General features: G+C 37.9%; 24 protein-coding genes. 8 read left to right on the forward strand and 16 right to left on the reverse strand.

Annotated elements, in window-relative coordinates; genetic code table 11:
• Positions 1–6 precede the first annotated feature (6 nt).
• From IGJ45_RS16065 to IGJ45_RS16110, 10 genes are all read right to left on the reverse strand, one after another.
• Positions 7–318: a hypothetical protein gene (locus IGJ45_RS16065; protein WP_311828378.1), complete on the reverse strand. Its 312-nt coding sequence runs from the start codon at positions 316–318 to the stop codon at positions 7–9.
• 38 nt (positions 319–356) lie between these two features.
• Complete coding sequence (locus IGJ45_RS16070; protein WP_311828382.1) at positions 357–1199, reverse strand: ATP-binding protein; 843 nt, start codon at positions 1197–1199, stop codon at positions 357–359.
• A 19-nt stretch (positions 1200–1218) separates the two neighbouring features.
• Positions 1219–2028 carry a Lin1244/Lin1753 domain-containing protein gene (locus IGJ45_RS16075; RefSeq protein ID WP_368265060.1) on the reverse strand — a complete coding sequence of 270 codons (810 nt, stop codon included), beginning with the start codon at positions 2026–2028 and terminating at the stop codon, positions 1219–1221.
• A gap of 42 nt (positions 2029–2070) precedes the next feature.
• Complete coding sequence (locus IGJ45_RS16080) at positions 2071–3021, reverse strand: recombinase RecT (protein ID WP_368265059.1); 951 nt, start codon at positions 3019–3021, stop codon at positions 2071–2073.
• A gap of 1 nt (position 3022) precedes the next feature.
• The gene (locus IGJ45_RS16085) at positions 3023–3964 is read right to left on the reverse strand and encodes a YqaJ viral recombinase family protein (protein WP_409535958.1); all 942 of its coding nucleotides are present in this window, start codon (positions 3962–3964) and stop codon (positions 3023–3025) included.
• An 84-nt stretch (positions 3965–4048) separates the two neighbouring features.
• A complete protein-coding gene (locus IGJ45_RS16090) occupies positions 4049–4387 on the reverse strand; it encodes a hypothetical protein (protein ID WP_438768728.1) in 339 nt (112 codons plus the stop codon).
• 53 nt (positions 4388–4440) lie between these two features.
• On the reverse strand, positions 4441–4653 hold the full coding sequence (locus tag IGJ45_RS16095) for a hypothetical protein (protein ID WP_438768729.1): 213 nt from the start codon (positions 4651–4653) through the stop codon (positions 4441–4443).
• 17 nt (positions 4654–4670) lie between these two features.
• The gene (locus tag IGJ45_RS16100) at positions 4671–4856 is read right to left on the reverse strand and encodes a hypothetical protein (RefSeq protein WP_438768730.1); all 186 of its coding nucleotides are present in this window, start codon (positions 4854–4856) and stop codon (positions 4671–4673) included.
• A 12-nt stretch (positions 4857–4868) separates the two neighbouring features.
• On the reverse strand, positions 4869–5606 hold the full coding sequence (locus IGJ45_RS16105) for a phage antirepressor KilAC domain-containing protein (RefSeq protein WP_368264774.1): 738 nt from the start codon (positions 5604–5606) through the stop codon (positions 4869–4871).
• Between the two features lie 52 nt (positions 5607–5658).
• Positions 5659–5868: a helix-turn-helix domain-containing protein gene (locus tag IGJ45_RS16110; RefSeq protein ID WP_252712702.1), complete on the reverse strand. Its 210-nt coding sequence runs from the start codon at positions 5866–5868 to the stop codon at positions 5659–5661.
• A 148-nt stretch (positions 5869–6016) separates the two neighbouring features.
• Between IGJ45_RS16110 and IGJ45_RS16115 the strand changes: the two genes are divergently transcribed.
• Positions 6017–6589 carry a helix-turn-helix domain-containing protein gene (locus IGJ45_RS16115; RefSeq protein WP_368264773.1) on the forward strand — a complete coding sequence of 191 codons (573 nt, stop codon included), beginning with the start codon at positions 6017–6019 and terminating at the stop codon, positions 6587–6589.
• Between the two features lie 155 nt (positions 6590–6744).
• Complete coding sequence (locus tag IGJ45_RS16120; RefSeq protein WP_368264746.1) at positions 6745–7287, forward strand: hypothetical protein; 543 nt, start codon at positions 6745–6747, stop codon at positions 7285–7287.
• Positions 7288–7441: 154 nt separating this feature from the next.
• On the opposite strand, the gene IGJ45_RS16125 is transcribed toward IGJ45_RS16120, so the two are convergent.
• Genes IGJ45_RS16125 through IGJ45_RS16135 form a run of 3 tightly spaced genes read right to left on the reverse strand, consistent with a single transcriptional unit; the run spans position 7442 to position 8119 of the window.
• Complete coding sequence (locus IGJ45_RS16125; protein ID WP_438768731.1) at positions 7442–7636, reverse strand: hypothetical protein; 195 nt, start codon at positions 7634–7636, stop codon at positions 7442–7444.
• A 10-nt stretch (positions 7637–7646) separates the two neighbouring features.
• Positions 7647–7928, reverse strand: a complete 282-nt coding sequence (locus IGJ45_RS16130; protein ID WP_060815526.1) for a hypothetical protein — start codon at positions 7926–7928, stop codon at positions 7647–7649.
• Positions 7928–8119: a helix-turn-helix transcriptional regulator gene (locus IGJ45_RS16135; protein WP_060815527.1), complete on the reverse strand. Its 192-nt coding sequence runs from the start codon at positions 8117–8119 to the stop codon at positions 7928–7930. Before IGJ45_RS16135 ends, IGJ45_RS16130 begins: the two co-directional genes overlap by 1 nt.
• A gap of 305 nt (positions 8120–8424) precedes the next feature.
• On the opposite strand from IGJ45_RS16135, the gene IGJ45_RS16140 reads away from it, so the two are divergent.
• Genes IGJ45_RS16140 through IGJ45_RS16155 form a run of 4 tightly spaced genes read left to right on the forward strand, consistent with a single transcriptional unit; the run spans position 8425 to position 10737 of the window.
• Positions 8425–8775, forward strand: a complete 351-nt coding sequence (locus IGJ45_RS16140) for a helix-turn-helix domain-containing protein (protein WP_060815529.1) — start codon at positions 8425–8427, stop codon at positions 8773–8775.
• The gene (locus IGJ45_RS16145; RefSeq protein ID WP_249024295.1) at positions 8776–9216 is read left to right on the forward strand and encodes an ImmA/IrrE family metallo-endopeptidase; all 441 of its coding nucleotides are present in this window, start codon (positions 8776–8778) and stop codon (positions 9214–9216) included.
• A gap of 38 nt (positions 9217–9254) precedes the next feature.
• Positions 9255–9572, forward strand: a complete 318-nt coding sequence (locus IGJ45_RS16150; protein WP_060815532.1) for a hypothetical protein — start codon at positions 9255–9257, stop codon at positions 9570–9572.
• 7 nt (positions 9573–9579) lie between these two features.
• Positions 9580–10737: a site-specific integrase gene (locus IGJ45_RS16155; RefSeq protein ID WP_071870142.1), complete on the forward strand. Its 1158-nt coding sequence runs from the start codon at positions 9580–9582 to the stop codon at positions 10735–10737.
• 86 nt (positions 10738–10823) lie between these two features.
• Here the strand turns inward: IGJ45_RS16155 and rpsI are convergent, their stop codons facing one another.
• Positions 10824–11216 (reverse strand): 30S ribosomal protein S9, encoded by a 393-nt coding sequence (gene rpsI, locus IGJ45_RS16160; protein WP_003128901.1) that lies wholly within the window; start codon positions 11214–11216, stop codon positions 10824–10826.
• 15 nt (positions 11217–11231) lie between these two features.
• On the reverse strand, positions 11232–11678 hold the full coding sequence (rplM, locus tag IGJ45_RS16165; RefSeq protein ID WP_301337271.1) for a 50S ribosomal protein L13: 447 nt from the start codon (positions 11676–11678) through the stop codon (positions 11232–11234).
• 399 nt (positions 11679–12077) lie between these two features.
• Between rplM and IGJ45_RS16170 the strand changes: the two genes are divergently transcribed.
• Entirely contained in the window at positions 12078–13292 is a 1215-nt protein-coding gene (locus tag IGJ45_RS16170) for an argininosuccinate synthase (protein ID WP_409531061.1), read from the forward strand.
• Between the two features lie 59 nt (positions 13293–13351).
• Entirely contained in the window at positions 13352–14731 is a 1380-nt protein-coding gene (gene argH / locus IGJ45_RS16175) for an argininosuccinate lyase (RefSeq protein WP_409531060.1), read from the forward strand.
• Positions 14732–14775: 44 nt separating this feature from the next.
• On the opposite strand, the gene IGJ45_RS16180 is transcribed toward argH, so the two are convergent.
• Positions 14776–15264: a Dps family protein gene (locus IGJ45_RS16180; protein WP_003128880.1), complete on the reverse strand. Its 489-nt coding sequence runs from the start codon at positions 15262–15264 to the stop codon at positions 14776–14778.
• Positions 15265–15286 lie beyond the last annotated feature (22 nt).

The raw sequence follows: 15286 nt of genomic DNA on the forward strand, positions 1-15286 counted from the left end.
GAATTGTTATTTTTCTTTCCAACGATACGTTCGTTTTTGTTTGTCCATCTTGCCTGTTCGCAACAGATTATTTATTGCGCTTCTTGATTTCAAGCATTTTTTCTCGACCTCTTTTTTCACACCGGTATAAATGACTTCGTCATTGTAAAGGACCTCAATCAAGCGGCTCTCTGGGTCAGGGGAAAAATACAATTCCTCTCGTAGCTTTTCCCATTCTTCCTGTACAGCTGGATTAGATTCAAAATCAGGGCTTTCCGCCAACTCCACAATTCGTTGAAGCTTATACCGCTTGTGCTGACGGTCTTTTGAGTTTTGCATACAGTTTTTGTGCCTCCTACCTTGGTTGGTCTGTTGTTTCAAGCGCTAACTCCATGAACTCGTTTATCAGCAGTACGATTCATCTTGATGCTAAAACCATCAGAATGGCTATATAGACGTGAAACAATTCTTGAACCGTATGATTCGCTCAGCTCTTTACTTGATAGATTCGTCGTAACTACTGTTGCACGGTCTTGACGTGCCTCAAGAAATGAATTCAACGTACTAGCTCCAAATTCGCGGCTTGTTCCAGCAGATTTTCCAAGCTCTGCGCCGATATCATCAATCACAACTAGATGAGCAGTCTTAATATCTGCAACCAAAGAGCCCTCGATCATACGCCGTAACTCTTGATTGTTGTATGAAAATCGAATCTGTTCAAGCATCTCTTGATAGCTGATAAACAAGATTTTCTTCGCATAATTTGATCGTTGTAAAACTTCCCATGCGATCGACATTGCTAAATGGCTCTTGCCAACACCCGCTTTTCCACTTAAGACTAGATGTACAGGCTTTCCTAACAGAACAGCCGTGATATAACGTTTTGCTGCCTCTAGTGCGATTTTCGTCTCCTGATCAACAACCTTGAAATTTCTTAAACTGCAATCAAAGAGCGACTTATTACTAACGACCGATCCGTTCTTGAAAAAGCTGATTGCTTGTGCTTTCAAGCTCTCGTTGTAGATACGGGCTGTTTGCTGATCTTCCTTGAGTTTGAGATCGGAATATCCGCATTGCATGCATGTTGGCGCACAGCGAGCTGATCCGTCTGGATTCTTCATCCGCCAACTATAAAGCGGCTCATTGCACTCTGGACAGACTCCTCGTTTCATTAACACTTTATCGATCAATTGACTAATCCCCAAAGCCACCGACTGCATACTCTGACACCTCCTTCGATTATAGGTCTTCGTACTCATCAAGATTCTCATATTCTAGACCTTGATACTTGTTTTTAGGCTTTTTCGAGTAATCCCCCTGCAAGTATTTCGCAACTTTTTCGAGCGTATTAAGTCCTTGACTTTCCCAAGTTTTCAGGATTTTGTCGAGGTATTTGTAACTTTTCGCATTATTCCTCAGCATTTCCTTAATCGCCTCAATCACAATCAAGTCTTGTCCGTTAAAGTCACTGACCCAGTAATCGATTGACTCTAGAATCATCGGCGCTTCAACAGGGTTTACCTGATTCAACCAAAATACGCGCGCACTATCTGGATTAAGATCTAGATTAGAGATAGATGATGCTTTACTTTTATTTACTTTACTTTTATTTACTTTACTTTGTGGATTATTGTTGACATTAACTGCGCTTGTTTGTTGATTATTGTCTACATTAATAATGTATTTCGTCGGTTTTGGCAATTTCCGCCTTTTTGTCGCTTCAAGATAAGTGGCTTGGATATTTTCGCTAGTTAGTACCCTAACCGAGTTAAACAGTTCTTCGTTAAAGAATCCCCATGAAACCAAGCGGTTTACTATCTGGTTAATCATTTCCTTACTTGACCCGGGCAGGCGTTTCAAAAGGGTTGCTTGCGTGAGATCATCCCACAGAATGAAATATCCTCTCTTGTATATCGCACAAAGCAGTTTGATAACCGCAAGTTCTCCTTTTGTGCCAAATTCCCCGGCAATAGCCTCTATTTTCTCATCCTCGAAGATATCAACATCGAGAGGGAAATAATCAAGACCGTTCTTTTTCGGTCTTGCCATGTGTAGCCTCCTAATCTAATAAGGGGAATCATCCCCTCAATATTATTTTTCTAATGATGGATTCATATCATCGAATAATGAATCTTGCACGTCTCCTGTCGTGCTTGTTGCTTTATATTCATCAAAAGCCGCCGATTCATTTGAATCGTCTTCAACTTTTTCTGCTTCTTTAAGATCATGAGGTAATGGCTCCATATCTGATAAATCAGTTTCTTCAATCAAATCGTTGTTTTCGTCTACACGAAAGACTTTCTCATCAGAAGTGATTGCTGATTGCATTTCTACAGATAAAATTCCCCATTTGGAAAGCATGTTGCGAAGCACTGTTTTAATCGCCATTGCGTCGTAGTTATCCGCCCAAGCACCCGTTAGACTTTGCTTGTCCTTAGCCTTTGAGTGCTTGATACGATGATTTTCGATTTCTTGTTTTGTCCAAAATACGGTTTTCTTAAAGCCATTCAAAAGTTCGAAGAAAGCCACATATCCGATTACTTTATCTGAATTTCGTGCTTTATAATCAAACGTAAATTGCTCTGTAAGTGGATTCCAATCAATCAGCTGTCCGTCATATACTTCGATAGCATTAAGCGCCTTATATTGACCGCTGCGCTGTGCTAGTTGAATGTAACCCTTGTAACCTAGAATGAATTGTGCTTCGTTATGTGTGATCCATTTTTGTCCCTGCTTCTCGTAGCGATTGAATGGTACGATGTAGGCATAACCTAAATTTTTATCGATTGGCAAATCCATCGTTGCTGCTTTTAGAGCTGATGCAATGATCGTCATCGGTTCGGCTTGTGATAAATAGTTATCGCCGCCAACAAGCGTCATAAGCGATCCCATGAACGAATCTGATTTTTCGTGCAAGATATCATAAAACTTCTTTTTCATCGATGGTGTGTTCATCAAAGCTTTAAAGCCTAATTTCGTTGGATCAACGATCTGTGTTTCTTTTGCTGCTAATTGATTTTTTAGTTCTTCGTTTGTTGCCATATCATTTGATCTCCTTTTCTGTAAGTCTTCGTGATTCGATAACGGTGTATATTTCATCATCTTTTGCTACTTCAGGATATTTTTCAGCAAGTTTCTTGATGTTCATTCTTCTAGTGGATACTAACTTCCAAGATACAATGTTCTTTGGAGCGATACCGATACTCGCATTTCTTTTACCTAGTGCGCTGATGATTTCGTTATCCACTTGGCGAATGGCTGTTTCGATCTCCTTTTTTGCTTTCTTAAGTTCTCTTTTTTGGTCAACTAAATCATCAAATGAAGATGGCAATGTGGTTTCTGTTTCATCAAGTTCTGAATACCGATCTTTCAAAAAGTCTGACGTTGCTTCGCTACCATCTATTTCTGGTTCTTTGCCAGCTAAAACATTTTCCTCCCAAAAACAAACTAAGCGTTCAGTAATCATATCAATTAGTTCTTGGTCACGATCAACTCGTTTCCAAATGAACTTTTGTCCACCAACCAAAACGGCAATGTAACAATATTTTTTATTCACAACGTTCATGTAATGCTGAACCTGACACAAATAACTAAGAGGAACTTCTTCGCCTTCCCATTCCTTACCTAGAAAGGCATTTGCTGTTTTACATTCCAAAATAGCATTTTCCCCAACAACATCCCGATCGATGTTCGCTCGCAGGAACGGATGTAACGGATGCTCGAATACCTGATTTCTTCGGCGAACTTTTTTACCTGTTCTTTCTTGAAATTCTTTAGCGACAACTTCCTCTAAAACATTCCCCCAGTACGCTGGTTCGCTCTCACTGTGTTCTAAATCGATTTGACCAGTCTTTTCTAGCCATAATTGATATGGCGACTTCCATTTGTTCACCCCAAGGATTGTAGCAACATCTGAGCCACCTATACCCTTTCGACGATCCAATAACCATTCGTCATGAGTCATTTCAAGAGTTGATTTACTCATCATTTTCTGACTCCTCTCCCTCAGTCGGCTGTCCCCAACCTGGTGTTGTCAAATATTGATCTAATGCAGTTTCAAACGTATCAATCAATTAAACTCACCTCGCAAAATATTTGAAAGAATATCAAGTACATCGTTTGGGTCGTCTGTCACGAATGTGTGGGTGTTGTTTGATGTCTCTTCTGTATCAATTCCAAACATTCGTTTGAGTGTTCTATGTCCATAACAAGTACAATCACTTTCTAGTAAATCTTGTTTTTCTTGATCGTATTGTTCGAGGACAGCAAGTGCGATAAGCGCTCTATTTCCCACTTGTGCTAATGCTATTTCGCCAGTAACACTCAATGTTGCTAAAGATAAGCCGACATCTTCCTTCTTGCATTCTTCTGCTAGTTCCTCAATTAATCTTTGAATTTTTTCGTTCATTTTGTTATACTTCCTTTGTATAGATTTTTTGTTGTAGTTTTGTTTGGCTCACACTAGCGGAAACTGGTGTGAGCACTTTTTTTACCTAAATAACTCGCTAGATGTAACAGCAATTCTAATGCTTGTAAATCATGTAAATAGATAGCTACTGTTTCTTTATCATTCTGATTTTGACTTACTATCATCAACTCACTATCTATTTTGTGTAATGAAAGATGTGATTCGTTTCTTTCAACATTGTCTGATAGACGTAAAATCTCACTCATGCACTCTCACCTTTTCATCATTTATTAGATATTTTTTCCATTTCTCGCTCAAACATAGCTTCGTCATAGATCATTAACAACCACATAACAGCTGTAGGATAGCCGATTCTAACCCACATAGGTACTTGTCCCGTGATTAGTGCGCCAAGCGCAAAAATCGTTAGGATAAATGCGGTCCGCCGGATCCAGTAGATTTTTTTCATGGTTCAATACTCCTATGCAATGTCTTGATTTAAAAATTTATTGATAAAATACACTTGACCTTTCCCTGTGACTTTCGGTGTTTTGTTAATTGAAGTGTGTCCATCCGAGTGAGAAACAATTGTTTCCTTTACTTCAAACAATTCAAGTTCCATAGATTTTTGAGTAGGCATATTCCAATCTGTACCTTTTCTTTTAATAAGGTATCCCTTTTCTCGAAGCCATTTAAACAATCTTCCTGCACCAATCTCCACGCCGTTTTGTTTAATCAGTTTTGCTAGATCTCCAACTAAAATACTTGTATGACTTGCACTAACTGAATCAGCAAACAATGCTTTAGGTTTGAGTTGTTCATTTTCTAGTTGCAATGCTTCAATTTTACGTGTCTGGATTTGTAAAGCCCGTTGCACAATCATTTCTGGATCGTTCCAAGCTTTTTCAACTTGAATAAAGTAAGAACGAATTTCTCTTCCTTTTCGCGTTTTACTTTGCATAGCAATGTGCTTTGCGGTATCTAAAGTTAATGAATAATCTTGAATCGGCTTAACGGCACCATTATTAACAACTGTACCTGAAAGTACACTTGTAAAATCTTCTCCTTCAATCAGTAAGTGCGAGTTTTGTTCCCACCATGCAGAAAATCTTTTTTTGACTTCCAAAGCCTTGTACAAATCTCTCGCACTTACCAATTGTTCATCATTTTCGTTTGTAGTCACTTTGACTAGTTCTTTCGTGATTGCTAAATTTGTCATTCTTTCGATTCCCTTTCTTTTTATTTTTATCAAACAGTGCTTTACAACACTGCTATCTTCCCTGGTATTTTTTTTCATTTATGAGCCAATCGACTAACTTTTTATAGACAGTTTTTTTGACTGAATTAATTTTTTCGTTCTCAATCATTCCTAACGTTCTAGCAGAGATTCCTATTTCTTTAGAAGCTTGATTAAGAGTTAGTTTTTTTCTTGCTCGTCGTTCTCTTATTTTGGCTGCCATTTCTATATCAATCTCGAACATTTGTACACCTCCTCTTTCGGTCTCATTTCGAGATTACAAAAAGATTTTATAATCTCGAAAAAGGATTGTCAAGCACGTAAAATCTCAAAAAAGGATTTTATTTTATATATATTTCTGTTATCATGATTTTAAAAAGGGGGAACTAGCAATGAATCGCATAAAACAATTACGAATAAAAAAAGGATTAACTATTGCAGAATTAAGTAAAGAAACTGGAATTCCAAAAACTTCTTTGACAAATTATGAAAATTCTAAGCGAACCCCCAGAAAAAAAGAAGTCTGGGAAATTTTATCTGATTTTTTTGAGGTAGATATCCCATATTTAATGGGGCTCTATGACGGTACTCAAAAAGAGTGGAATGAATTACATCAAGATCTACAAACTAAAATAATCGAATTTTTTGCACCAATTACTAATCGAAATACAGAAAAATTAATTGATTTTCTTAATAATCCTGACAAAGAAATAGTTGGTGATTTAATTAATATTTTTGCTTCTATAGCTGAGGGATACTTCCATCTTTACGAGACTGACAAAACAAAAAAACAATTCGAATCTTATAGAAAGATTTTGTTTAAGATTGAAAAGTATGCAACCTTATCTTTTGATGAAAATGATGATTTTGCCAAGCAATTCATCACTATGCGCAATGATGAATTGGCAATCAAAGATTTCTTTGAGTATGCTTATTATTTACTTTTAAAAAATAAAAATATTTAAATTTACTGATAAGCTAAATATTTTATCGACTACCTCGTGGGCCGCACCGACAAGAAATGATCGCTCACGCGGTCTTTTTTTTGTTGTGCGAGCCTTTGGTATAATTTCCTTATCAGTGTGACAGGCTGAAATAATTGATAAGGAGGTGAATAATATTGGTTGCAGTTTTTATCGTTTTATATCTTTTATTTTATGGTTATCAAATACTGAATTATTTTTTGACTAAATCAAAATTTATAAGTACCATCTCCAAGTTTCAAGAAACGGATAATGAACTTAAAGAGCGTCGAAATGCTGTAGATATAAGGTATAACGGCGAATTCGAAGAAGATGCCCGTAGAATAATTTTGAAAAATCTTATGAGTGAGATGCCAAGGTTAAGAGAATTACTACCTAGTTCATATTCTTCCGGATTCAGCACTAAATATGATGCTCGCCGAATTATTACAAATTACAGTGAATTGTCTAGCGATCTAATTACCGCATATAACGAACATATCTATCGAATGAAATCTTGTTTTAATCCAATTAATCCTCTAAAAGAAATTTTTCTTATACCTAGTAAAATTTTGGCTTGGTTTGGTCTATCTTTAGATACGATTGCATCCAGAGTATTTTCGTTAATTACAATAATCTTAGGATTCATAATTAAATACTTTGGAGAAGACATTTTTAATTGGCTGAAAAATTTACTCTGACAAATGTAGATTTGCCACCAAATAAACAAGTAAATAAATTATCAAAAAATCTATATCGCCGAAGGTAAGAAAACTATCTAGAAAAAAAGTTATGATTAGCGTTAATACCGATGTTAATGCTAATCTTTTTTTACCTTTTTTAACCCCCACCTTCTCACCTCACTTCTATTTGACGATTAAGCCTGTTTTGATAAAGCAACTCTTGGTACTCTCTACATTCACGAATCAGCGCTTCTCGCTGTCTGTCGCTTATTACACTGCCTTTGCCATAAAGCTCCTGTTGCAGGTCGCGAACTTTTTCTTTCGCTAGAGTGTTGATTAAGAGTTCTTGTGAATAGGTGTATGGCATGATTACGCCCCTAACTCTTCATATTGTTTATGTGCGCTCTAATATCATCACGGTCAAATCGATCTTCCTTTTTACTCCAAGGAATAACCGGAAGTCCATCTGCAATCCAATCTTTTAGCATGTCGTCTCCCATACCTAAAATAGTTTTGACTTCAGTCTTATTCGGGTATGGTGGTAGTTCCATGGTCTTTGTCAGCATCGTCATCCTCTTTTCAAATTCAGAGACTGCTATTTGAACAAACTGAGGAATAATCTGATCTGCAACGACATCATCAGGAATACGTATCTTCATCAATCTTCCCCCTCTTTCAATGCACTTAGTGCCTCTTCAATCGGCTTAACTTGTTTATCCGGTTTTCTTTTGCCATTCATGATATCGGACATGTACGCTCGGGAAATCCCGATAGTATCCGCCAACCAATTCTGCGTCTTGTTATACTTAGCTAATTGGATTCTGACCTTTAAAATAAAATCTTGTGACATATTATTAAATCTCCTTTCTCATATAATTTGTAAGCTAATTAAATTCGCTAAATATCGTTGACACTTACTAACACATATTGTAAAATGTGTTCATAGTTAAATAAGCACAGAATTATCCCTATAAAATCAACATTCTTAGTTTGGCAGCGTCGAATTGTTTATTTTTAAACGGGTATCTTTCTTATTGCTTATTGGCTTATTAAATTAGCTTACGTGTTTATAATACTAACGTATATTGTAAATGTCAATCGATATACCTAACTTTTTTTGTAAATAACAGTAAGCTAAAAGGAGAATGGATTTGTATGAACCTTTTAGAGCGCATAAAAAAACTCGCTAAACAAAAAGATATTTCTATTTATCAGCTAGAAGAAGAAATTGACATAGGTAGAAATACCATTTATCAATGGAACAAAAGAACGCCTTCAGCAGATAAGCTACAGAAAGTAGCAGATTATTTTGATGTTTCTACAGACTATCTGCTAGGAAGAACTGATAATCCTGCAACAAGTCTATCTAAGACTCCCCCATTTACTGTCGAAGAAGCACTTGAATCTGTCATGAGTAGTGATGGCAAGCCTTTAACTGAGCATGACCGTAAAGTTTTGACTGGTATTATTGAAGCATATCTTGAGAATAATTCTGATACTAAATAGGTGATTTGTTTGGATTTAAATAATGAAGTAAATGAGATTATAGACGAGCTTGGCGTCACTATTATAGAAACGCCAAGGCTCGATTCTGATGCTAGGTATATAGCTATGATAAATACGATTGTGTTAGATGCTCGTCTATCTGATCATGTCAAAACGCTGAGACTACTTCATGAATTAGGCCATGCAGCTAAACATAAAAATAATTATGTACTTTACCAAAAAACTTTTGCACTTCATTCAAAAATGGAAAACGAAGCAGAAGAATTTATGATTGAGAAGATGCTTGAAGTAACAGTAAACAATCCGGACTTTGATCCTAGTTCATTTAATTATGTGAATTTTTTAGAGAGCTACGAAATCGAATTAAGATACGAACGATTTGTTAAACAATTCATGGCAAAGTATCTCGTTGGAGCCAATTCCGACAATATATTTTTTTAGCAAAAATAGAACATACATTCGAGGAAGGGAAGATTTATATGCTTTATCCAGAATTCAAAAAATACTTAGAAGAAAACGCTGACGGATATAAAATGTTTATTGAGAAAGCTTTAGAGAATGAAAAAGCTAAAAATAAAAAAAGACAACCAGCTAAACGTTGGAATGATGCAAAACTAGAAAAAAGTGTTAATGACTCATGGAAACAAGTATCGCTTAATGCATACAATCAAATTCGACCTCATGTCGGAGTACCTAAATACAATGGTAAAGAAAAGTGGATAGATTTTATGGACGAAAACAATTTTATTGAAATGTTCAATGACGGAATTGCTGAAATGGAATTTGATCAGGAGTGATAGAAATATGGCAATGATAAAACAATACAAGAAGAAAAATGGAGAAAAAGCATGGTATTTTAAAACTTATCTCGGGATCGATCCTATCACACGAAAAAAGAAATACACGACTAAGAGAGGATTCAAGACTCAAAAGGAAGCAAAAATAGCCTTATCAAGACTGGAACTAGAAATTGAAAAAAACGGATTTTCTGTTGAAAAAAAAGAAATTCCTACTTTCAAAGAAATTTATGATCTCTGGTACGAACAATACAAAAATACCGTCAAAGAAAGCACATTGTTTGTGCAAAGAAATGCGATTGAAAAACATATTCTACCAAAATTTGGAGCACTCCCATTAGACAAAATAACCGTTACTTATTGTCAATATCAGGTAAATGATTGGTTCTCATACTATAAAAAGTATTCGAATCTAATCGGATTAACAACACGAATAATTGATTACGGTATCAAAATAGGTCTTCTATCAACTAATCCAATGAACCATGTTATACGCCCACGAAAATCTGAAAGAATTGATCAAGAAAAATATATCTCACCTTTTTATACGAAAGAGCAATTAAAAAAATTCCTAGATATCCTTAAACAAAATGAAGACATACAATTATTTACTATGTTCAGACTATTATCATTCACAGGTTTACGAAAAGGAGAATTACAAGCCTTGCGTTGGAAAGATTGCGATTTATCAAAAGGTACCATATCAGTCAATCAGACGTTGGCTAAAAATGAATACGGTAAAGAAATATTCCAGACCCCAAAAACAAAACATAGTCGGCGAACTATTTCGATTGATGAGGTAACACTTAAGTACCTTTTATCTTGGAAAAAAGAGCAACAAAGAAGATACCTCAAATTAGGAATTAATACTCTCAAACCTGAACAACTACTATTTACCGACATTGATAATGAACATCTTTATCTCGATTATCTGAATAATTTTATGAAAACTTTTTTGAAAGAACACAATTTAGAGAAGATTACTATTCACGGTTTTAGGCATACTCACTGTAGCTTATTATTTGAAGCTGGTGTCAGCATTAAAGAAGTGCAAGAGCGAATGGGACATACCGATATAAAAACCACGATGGACATCTATACTCATGTAACCGAAAAAACTAAAGAACAGACTGCTGAAAAATATGCCGCATATATGAACTTTTGAAAGTATGGTCAAAAGTATGGTCAAAAGCAAAAAAAGAGGCGTCTCTCGAATTGAGAAACACCTCGTAAAGCTTGATATGACAATGATTAACGCTTAGAGAATTGAGAAGCTTTACGTGCTTTTTTAAGACCTGGTTTCTTACGTTCAACCATACGTGCGTCACGAGTAAGTAAGCCAGCACGTTTAAGAGCTAGACGGAAATCAGGATCTACTTGTAGCAATGCACGTGCGATACCGTGACGGATTGCACCTGATTGTCCAGCATATCCACCACCATTTACGTTTACAAAAACATCATATGATCCTTTAGTTTCTGTAACGCCGAATGGTTGGTTGATTACTTCACGCAAGTCAGCGTGTGGGATGTATTCTTCAACATCTTTTTTGTTAACAGTAATTTTACCAGTACCTGGTACTAAACGTACGCGGGCTACTGCATTTTTACGACGGCCTGTGCCGATATATTGAGCTTGTGCCAATGAAATTCCCTCCTATTAGATTAAGTTTGTGATGTCCAATACTTCTGGTTGTTGTGCAGCATGTGGGTGTTCAGCGCCAGCATAAACATGAAGTTTCATTCCTTGTTTACGTCCTAAAGTGTTTTTAGGAAGCATGCCTTTAACAGAAGTTTCGATCAAACGACGAGAATTTTTAGCACGTAGTTCTCCCGCAGAGACTGATTTCAATCCGCCTGGGAAGTTTGAGTGACGGTAATAAATTTTATCGCTTGCTTTGTTACCTGTTAATTTGATTTTTTCTGCATTAATGACGATTACGAAATCACCTGTATCCACATGAGGTGTGAATGTTGGTTTATTTTTACCACGTAAGATAGATGCCACAACTGCTGAAAGACGTCCCATAGGAACATCCGTTGCATCTACTACGTACCATTTACGTTCTACTTCGCCTGGTTTGGCCATATATGTTGTACGCACGATTTTTTTCCTCCAATTCAATTTCACGAATGTTTGACATACACTTGAGTTTCCGGGGCTCTCGTGGGGCAAACAATACCATATAACATAATACCGTCTTAAGCGCCACATGTCAACGTGTTTCGCAGTTTTTTTGAAATTTCCATTCAATTCTTTTCCGAAAACTTTCAGTTGTTATTCTGACCAAACAGCCTGCACTTTTATACACATTTTGCGCATAATTTGTATACTTCCTGCAATAAGTATCTCTGGTTTTTATTATTATATCAATCTGTATCTATATCCTTGCTAAAGACAAGAAGAATCCAATGTATAAATATTTACTTTTTCTCTTGATTTCTTATTTTTATTCTGTTACGATAGCTTCATCTTACTTGAATTTAAGGATGGGAGTTAATCATTATGAAAGAAAAAGTAATTTTAGCGTATTCTGGTGGACTTGATACTTCTGTTTCGATTAAATGGCTGACAGATCAAGGATATGATGTGGTAGCGTGCTGTTTGGATATTGGCGAAGGCCGTGATACACAATCGATCAAAGACAAAGCACTCGCTGTGGGTGCCATCGAATCCTATGCGATTGATGCCCGAGAAGAGTTTGCTCAGGACTTTGCATTGATTGCCTTACAAGGGAATACCTTCTATGAGAACTCCTATCCGCTGGTCTCTGCCCTTTCTCGTCCGCTGATTGCCAAGAAACTAGTAGAATTAGCCATCGCTACAGGGGCGACTACCGTTGCTCATGGCTGTACTGGTAAAGGAAATGACCAAGTCCGTTTCGAGGTCGCGATTGCCGCATTAGCCCCTCACTTGAAAGTCATTGCTCCGGTTCGGGAATGGAAATGGTCCCGGGAAGAAGAGATTGCCTATGCCGCTGAAAAAGGGGTGCCGATTCCTGCCGATTTGGATAACCCTTATTCGATCGATCAAAATCTTTGGGGCCGGGCTTGCGAATGCGGGGTCTTAGAAGATCCATGGGCAACTCCCCCTAGAGGCGCTTATGCCATTACGCAAGAATTGGAAGATACTCCTGATGTACCGACGATCGTTGAGATTACTTTTGATCAAGGGATTCCTACCGCATTGGATGGCGAAACACTGAATCTGGCCGAATTGATTATGAAAATGAATCGTCTAGCCGGCGAACATGGTATTGGTCGGATCGACCACATCGAAAACCGTTTAGTGGGAATCAAATCTCGTGAAGTCTACGAATGTCCGGGAGCGATGGCTCTAATAACAGCTCATAAAGAATTAGAGGATTTGGTTTTTGTTCGCGAGTTGGCCCATTTCAAACCAATCATCGAACAGCAACTGGCGCAAGTGATCTATGACGGCCTCTGGTTCAATCCATTAACCGATGCCTTGATTGCTTTTCTAAAAAGCACACAAGTCTATGTCAATGGTGTCGTGCGTTTGAAATTGTTCAAAGGCAATGTCATCTGTGAAGGACGTAAGTCGGAGAACAGTCTTTACGATGAAAACTTGGCGACTTATACGTCTGCCGATACCTTCGATCAACATGCAGCGATCGGATTCATTAAATTATGGGGACTGCCTAGCAAGGTCCACGCAGAGATTCAGGCACAACAGCAATTAACAGAAACACTGATTTAGTCAATGAGGTGACTTTTTCCTTTTGAGGGTGAAGTCAAGTTTCTTTCGAGGTGAGCAAAATGGCAAAATTATGGGGCGGTCGTTTCGACGGCAAAAATGAAGCATGGATCGATGCCTTTGGAGCGTCGATTCCTTTCGATCAATTATTGGCAAAACAGGACATTCAAGGCAGTTTGGCTCACGTCAAAATGCTGATCCACACGGGGATCATTGATGAAGCAGATGGCAACAAAATCATTCAAGGCTTGTTAGCGATCCAAGAGAAATTAGCAGCTGGAGAACTGACCTTTTCGATTGAGAACGAAGATATTCATTTGAATATTGAGACCTTTTTACATGAAGAAGTTGGACCCGTCGCTGGCAAATTGCATACGGCCCGGAGTCGGAATGATCAAGTTGCGACGGATATGCACTTGTACTTGAAGGATGTGGTAAAGGAAGTCATCGACTTGATTGCGGCGTTCCGTCACGTACTAGTGGAGCAAGCTGAAAGCAATATCTACACGATCATGCCTGGCTATACTCACCTGCAGCATGCACAGCCGATTTCATTTGCCCATCACTTGTTAGCCTATTACAGCATGTTGACCCGCGATCAAGAACGGTTTACAGAAAGTCTCACTCGGATCGATATCATGCCTTTAGGCAGTGCTGCATTGGCTGGCACCACATTCCCTATCGACCGTGCCTATAGTGCGGAAGAATTAGGTTTTGGCTCGATTTACAGCAATAGTCTGGATGCCGTTAGTGACCGTGATTTTATTCTGGAATTTTTGAGTAATGCCGCGATTTTGATGATGCATCTTTCTCGTTTTTGTGAAGAGTTGATTCTTTGGTGCAGTCATGAGTTTCAATTCGTGGAATTGACGGATACTTTCTCTACAGGTAGTTCAATCATGCCGCAAAAAAAGAATCCTGACATGGCGGAATTGATCCGCGGCAAAACAGGACGTGTCTATGGCAACCTTTTTAGTTTATTGACGGTCATGAAAGGTCTGCCTTTGGCTTATAACAAAGATTTCCAAGAAGACAAAGAAGGCATGTTCGATACCACCGAAACCATTGTGAAAAGCTTGCAGATCATGACAGGAATGATCCAAACGATGCAAGTCAACCATGAGCGAATGAAACGTTCGACAGAAAAAGACTTTTCCAATGCCACTGAACTGGCGGATTATTTAGCAGGTAAAGGAATTCCTTTCCGACAAGCCCATGAAATCGTTGGTAAATTGGTGAGTGAGTGCCTCAGTAAAGGCATTTATTTGCAGGATATCCCACTAGAAGAGTATCAAGCAGTCCAGCCCGTAATCGAAGCTGACATTTACGATAAACTAGACTCCTATACGGCGGTCAAGAACCGGCATTCTTACGGCGGTACCGGATTTGACCAAGTCAAACAACAGATCGAAGCCGCCAAACAATCCCTGGCATTGGCATAAAAAAAAGCGAAGATTTAGGTCTTCGCTTTTTTATGCTCACTGAATCAATGACGCACACGTGATTTTGCTGGATCGATTTGAGGCGCTTCACCTAGGTGCGCTTGGATCATCCAGATACGTTTTTCGGTATCCGTTTTGAAACCGATAAAGATATCTTGCGTTGGATCATCGCCTTCTTCACCACTGACTTCAATCCCTTTTTGGTATAAGTCAGCTAGATAACGATAACCTTCAACAAGTGTAGCTAAACGTTCTGGGATCGTACGATCCCAGTTGCCGATTTCATCAGGGATTTGTGTATTGTCTGCCATTTCCCGTAATGTTGAGTAGGGTGAGCCATCTAATGTGATCAAGCGTTCAGAGATCACATCTAATTGGTCGTTCAAATCATCCATAAAATCATCCATCATTGGATGTAAAGTTAAAAAGCCAGGTCCTCGCATGTACCAGTGTGTTTGGTGAACGACCATTGCCATTTGACTTAAGTCAGCAACGAGTTGATTCAACACTTCTTTTGTTTGTTCAAATTTCATTACGATTCCTCCTTTAAATTCT

Origin of the sequence: Enterococcus sp. DIV0574 (genome assembly GCF_051711125.1) — a bacterium.
GTDB classification, from domain to species: domain Bacteria; phylum Bacillota; class Bacilli; order Lactobacillales; family Enterococcaceae; genus Enterococcus_D; species Enterococcus_D gallinarum.

Bases quoted from the DNA above. Each gene is read 5' to 3' on its own strand.
- IGJ45_RS16065 (WP_311828378.1), bottom strand. From the start codon at position 318: ATGCAAAACTCAAAAGACCGTCAGCACAAGCGGTATAAGCTTCAACGA.
- IGJ45_RS16070 (WP_311828382.1), bottom strand. From the start codon at position 1,199: ATGCAGTCGGTGGCTTTGGGGATTAGTCAATTGATCGATAAAGTGTTA.
- IGJ45_RS16075 (WP_368265060.1), bottom strand. From the start codon at position 2,028: ATGGCAAGACCGAAAAAGAACGGTCTTGATTATTTCCCTCTCGATGTT.
- IGJ45_RS16080 (WP_368265059.1), bottom strand. From the start codon at position 3,021: ATGGCAACAAACGAAGAACTAAAAAATCAATTAGCAGCAAAAGAAACA.
- IGJ45_RS16085 (WP_409535958.1), bottom strand. From the start codon at position 3,964: ATGAGTAAATCAACTCTTGAAATGACTCATGACGAATGGTTATTGGAT.
- IGJ45_RS16090 (WP_438768728.1), bottom strand. From the start codon at position 4,387: ATGAACGAAAAAATTCAAAGATTAATTGAGGAACTAGCAGAAGAATGC.
- IGJ45_RS16095 (WP_438768729.1), bottom strand. From the start codon at position 4,653: ATGAGTGAGATTTTACGTCTATCAGACAATGTTGAAAGAAACGAATCA.
- IGJ45_RS16100 (WP_438768730.1), bottom strand. From the start codon at position 4,856: ATGAAAAAAATCTACTGGATCCGGCGGACCGCATTTATCCTAACGATT.
- IGJ45_RS16105 (WP_368264774.1), bottom strand. From the start codon at position 5,606: ATGACAAATTTAGCAATCACGAAAGAACTAGTCAAAGTGACTACAAAC.
- IGJ45_RS16110 (WP_252712702.1), bottom strand. From the start codon at position 5,868: ATGTTCGAGATTGATATAGAAATGGCAGCCAAAATAAGAGAACGACGA.
- IGJ45_RS16115 (WP_368264773.1), top strand. From the start codon at position 6,017: ATGAATCGCATAAAACAATTACGAATAAAAAAAGGATTAACTATTGCA.
- IGJ45_RS16125 (WP_438768731.1), bottom strand. From the start codon at position 7,636: ATGCCATACACCTATTCACAAGAACTCTTAATCAACACTCTAGCGAAA.
- IGJ45_RS16130 (WP_060815526.1), bottom strand. From the start codon at position 7,928: ATGAAGATACGTATTCCTGATGATGTCGTTGCAGATCAGATTATTCCT.
- IGJ45_RS16135 (WP_060815527.1), bottom strand. From the start codon at position 8,119: ATGTCACAAGATTTTATTTTAAAGGTCAGAATCCAATTAGCTAAGTAT.
- IGJ45_RS16140 (WP_060815529.1), top strand. From the start codon at position 8,425: ATGAACCTTTTAGAGCGCATAAAAAAACTCGCTAAACAAAAAGATATT.
- IGJ45_RS16150 (WP_060815532.1), top strand. From the start codon at position 9,255: ATGCTTTATCCAGAATTCAAAAAATACTTAGAAGAAAACGCTGACGGA.
- IGJ45_RS16155 (WP_071870142.1), top strand. From the start codon at position 9,580: ATGGCAATGATAAAACAATACAAGAAGAAAAATGGAGAAAAAGCATGG.
- IGJ45_RS16170 (WP_409531061.1), top strand. From the start codon at position 12,078: ATGAAAGAAAAAGTAATTTTAGCGTATTCTGGTGGACTTGATACTTCT.
- argH (WP_409531060.1), top strand. From the start codon at position 13,352: ATGGCAAAATTATGGGGCGGTCGTTTCGACGGCAAAAATGAAGCATGG.
- IGJ45_RS16180 (WP_003128880.1), bottom strand. From the start codon at position 15,264: ATGAAATTTGAACAAACAAAAGAAGTGTTGAATCAACTCGTTGCTGAC.